We start from the raw sequence: 2,426 nt of genomic DNA, 5'->3' as shown, positions 1-2,426 counted from the left end.
GCGCCGCATTGGGACGCCGAGGCACGCGGCGCCATTTTCGGGCTGACGCGCAATTCCGGGCCGGCGGAATTCGCCCGCGCCGCACTCGAATCCGTCGCCTACCAGACGCGCGACCTGCTCGACGCCATGCGTAAGGACTGGAAGGGAGCTTCGGCCAAGACCGTACTGCGGGTCGACGGCGGCATGGTTGCGTCGGACTGGACCATGCAGCGGCTGGCCGATATCCTCGATGCACCGGTCGACCGTCCGACCATTCTCGAGACGACGGCGCTGGGTGCAGCGTGGCTCGCGGGCTCGAAAGCTGGCGTTTGGCCGGATGCCAAAAAGTTTGCGAAGAGCTGGGCGCTGGAGCGGAGGTTCCAGCCGGATATGGATGGCTCTGTGCGCGCAGACAAGCTCGCTGGTTGGCGCGATGCTGTGCGCAGGACGCTGAGCGTGTCATAACCGTTGTCTGATGGGGCGAGGGGAATAATGAATCCAGACTGGTATCCTGCTTGGCGCGACGAGGCTATCGAACAACTGAATGCCAAGAATGACCGCTTGGAGAAAGACTTCCAGCTCGGCCACTGGTCTCGCTACGATTATGACATCGAGACCAGAAGACTTTTGTTTTCCAACGGTGAAGAAATCAAAGTGACCGCAGAGGTCCAGATTGCCGGCTCCACGAGCGCTAAGTCGCAGAGTTGGCTCTGGGCCTGGGCAAATTCAAATTGGCCCGACGACGTTATGATCGACGCAAAGCGGGTTCGATCTTTCGGCGAGACAAATAGCATCGACGAACTGACCCAGTCTTACGTGACGGATGTCGATGACGACCTGGAAGTGCTTGGTTGGGAACTGAGCGCCGCGGCGGTTCGAATTTGCGACGCCCTTGGAGCATATCGCTCACCTTCGGAAGGCGATGCACGTTTTTACATCATCAAGGCCATCAGTTGGGCTGGCTGATGCCGGCTCCCATGCTTACTGAAAGAGAAGACCCGCGACAGATTCTGGCACGGGTCTACTCGTCAGCTATTGGCACTCACTCACGAATCAGTAAGGCGAACGGCACTCCTTGCGAGGGCCGTAGTTCGGCTGGAACGTGTTGTCCGAAGCACGGTAGCTGCGATAGCGATCGTAGCACCACTGGACGTGAGCGTTGCCTCCGTAGACGCGATTGTTCTCGTTGTTGATGATGGCACCGGTGATCAGGGCGCCGGTCGCGAACGCTGCGAGCGGGAACCAATAATCGCCATGGCGGCGGTAGCCGGGGCGATATTCGCGATAGCCGCGATGGCCGTTCCAATACGCGCCGCGATTGCGGGAAAAATTGCGGTCACGCGAAAAACTGCGGTCGCGCGAAAAATTGCGATTATAGCGGTCCTTGCGCCACTCCCGATACTGGACCGTCTGCACATCCGGCACCGCGACCTGGGATTGCGGCACATAGTTCGGTTGGGCGTTCACCGACACGGCCTCCGCCGCAACGAATGTGACGGTGAGAGTGGCCGCCAGCAAGCTCGTTGTGATTCTGTTCATTGGTCTTCTCCTCGATGGTTTGGCGGACGTCCCCGTGTTGGGAAAACGAGCGGGGCATACAATTGTTCCCCAGACCGGATGCCGCAGGCAGCCAGAAATGGCAGTGTTCCTTGGCTGTTCTCCGATCGGCGATGCGTCGGACAAGTGTCGCAATGGGGCGAAGCCGCCCCTGTTTGCGAGCCCTCTTTTTCCGGTTGACCGGTCGAGGCACTCTCCCTATGTTCCGCGCAATTTCGAGGGCCGCCTTTCGCGCCCGCGGGAGCGCGTAGCTCAGCCGGTAGAGCAACTGACTTTTAATCAGTAGGTCTCGGGTTCGAACCCCGACGCGCTCACCAAATCCACGCAATGAACTGTCACCCGTCTCTCGGGAAGGGCACGCCACAACCGGCGGGGAAGCCGTCAGCGCCTCCAGAAATCGCGGTGTGGTGCGAGCAACTCGTCGGCGATTTCGGGGAAGGGGCCAAAGACCTCGATCTTTTTCTGGCCGGAGTCGAGGACGGTGCGCGAAGAGAGGCTCATCGTCGGATTCTCCGCGTGATCCCCGGTGAGCGCCAAGAGCTCGGTCTCCTCGACCCCGTAAACCAGCCGCCCGATATTGGCCCAATATATCGTGCCGGCGCACATGGCGCACGGCTCGAAGGTTGAGACCAGCGTGCATTGCCACAGGAACTCCGGCTCGTAGGCAGCCGCCGCGCGCCGGGCGAGCTCCGTCTCGGCATGGCGCACCGTGTCGAGATTGCCCTGCCGCATCAGCACGCGGTCGTCCGGCCCGACCAGCACGCAACCGAACGGATGATGGCCATGCGCCGCCGCCTCGCGCGCGACCGCGTCGGCGGATCGAAGGTGGGCGAGCATCTGATCGCGTGTCATGGCGGATCCTTAGACGCCGACATCCAACCGATAGCGGC

Annotated in this window: 4 protein-coding genes and 1 tRNA gene; 3 read left to right on the top strand and 2 right to left on the bottom strand. The window is 61.3% G+C overall.

What is annotated here, in order from left to right:
* Both EN914_RS32160 and EN914_RS32155 read left to right on the top strand, forming a co-directional pair.
* Positions 1-444, top strand: a 444-nt coding sequence (locus EN914_RS32160; RefSeq protein ID WP_245497890.1) for an FGGY-family carbohydrate kinase, incomplete at its 5' end; no start/stop codon positions are given.
* 27 nt (positions 445-471) lie between these two features.
* Positions 472-945 carry a DUF6882 domain-containing protein gene (locus tag EN914_RS32155; RefSeq protein WP_024503493.1) on the top strand — a complete coding sequence of 158 codons (474 nt, stop codon included), beginning with the start codon at positions 472-474 and terminating at the stop codon, positions 943-945.
* Between the two features lie 87 nt (positions 946-1,032).
* On the opposite strand, the gene EN914_RS32150 is transcribed toward EN914_RS32155, so the two are convergent.
* The gene (locus EN914_RS32150) at positions 1,033-1,518 is read right to left on the bottom strand and encodes a BA14K family protein (RefSeq protein ID WP_024503492.1); all 486 of its coding nucleotides are present in this window, start codon (positions 1,516-1,518) and stop codon (positions 1,033-1,035) included.
* 259 nt (positions 1,519-1,777) lie between these two features.
* On the opposite strand from EN914_RS32150, the gene EN914_RS32145 reads away from it, so the two are divergent.
* Positions 1,778-1,853, top strand: a tRNA-Lys gene (locus EN914_RS32145).
* Between the two features lie 64 nt (positions 1,854-1,917).
* Here the strand turns inward: EN914_RS32145 and EN914_RS32140 are convergent.
* Positions 1,918-2,388 carry a nucleoside deaminase gene (locus tag EN914_RS32140; RefSeq protein ID WP_024503491.1) on the bottom strand — a complete coding sequence of 157 codons (471 nt, stop codon included), beginning with the start codon at positions 2,386-2,388 and terminating at the stop codon, positions 1,918-1,920.
* Positions 2,389-2,426: the final 38 nt, after the last annotated feature.

It is taken from the genome of Mesorhizobium sp. M7A.F.Ca.CA.001.08.2.1, from assembly GCF_003998455.1.
Classification (GTDB): domain Bacteria; phylum Pseudomonadota; class Alphaproteobacteria; order Rhizobiales; family Rhizobiaceae; genus Mesorhizobium; species Mesorhizobium ciceri.
The sequence above is the reverse complement of the archived record's forward strand: the minus strand, read 5'-3'. Positions and strand labels throughout refer to the sequence as shown.

Bases quoted from the DNA above. Each gene is read 5' to 3' on its own strand.
- EN914_RS32155 (WP_024503493.1), top strand. From the start codon at position 472: ATGAATCCAGACTGGTATCCTGCTTGGCGCGACGAGGCTATCGAACAA.
- EN914_RS32150 (WP_024503492.1), bottom strand. From the start codon at position 1,518: ATGAACAGAATCACAACGAGCTTGCTGGCGGCCACTCTCACCGTCACA.
- EN914_RS32140 (WP_024503491.1), bottom strand. From the start codon at position 2,388: ATGACACGCGATCAGATGCTCGCCCACCTTCGATCCGCCGACGCGGTC.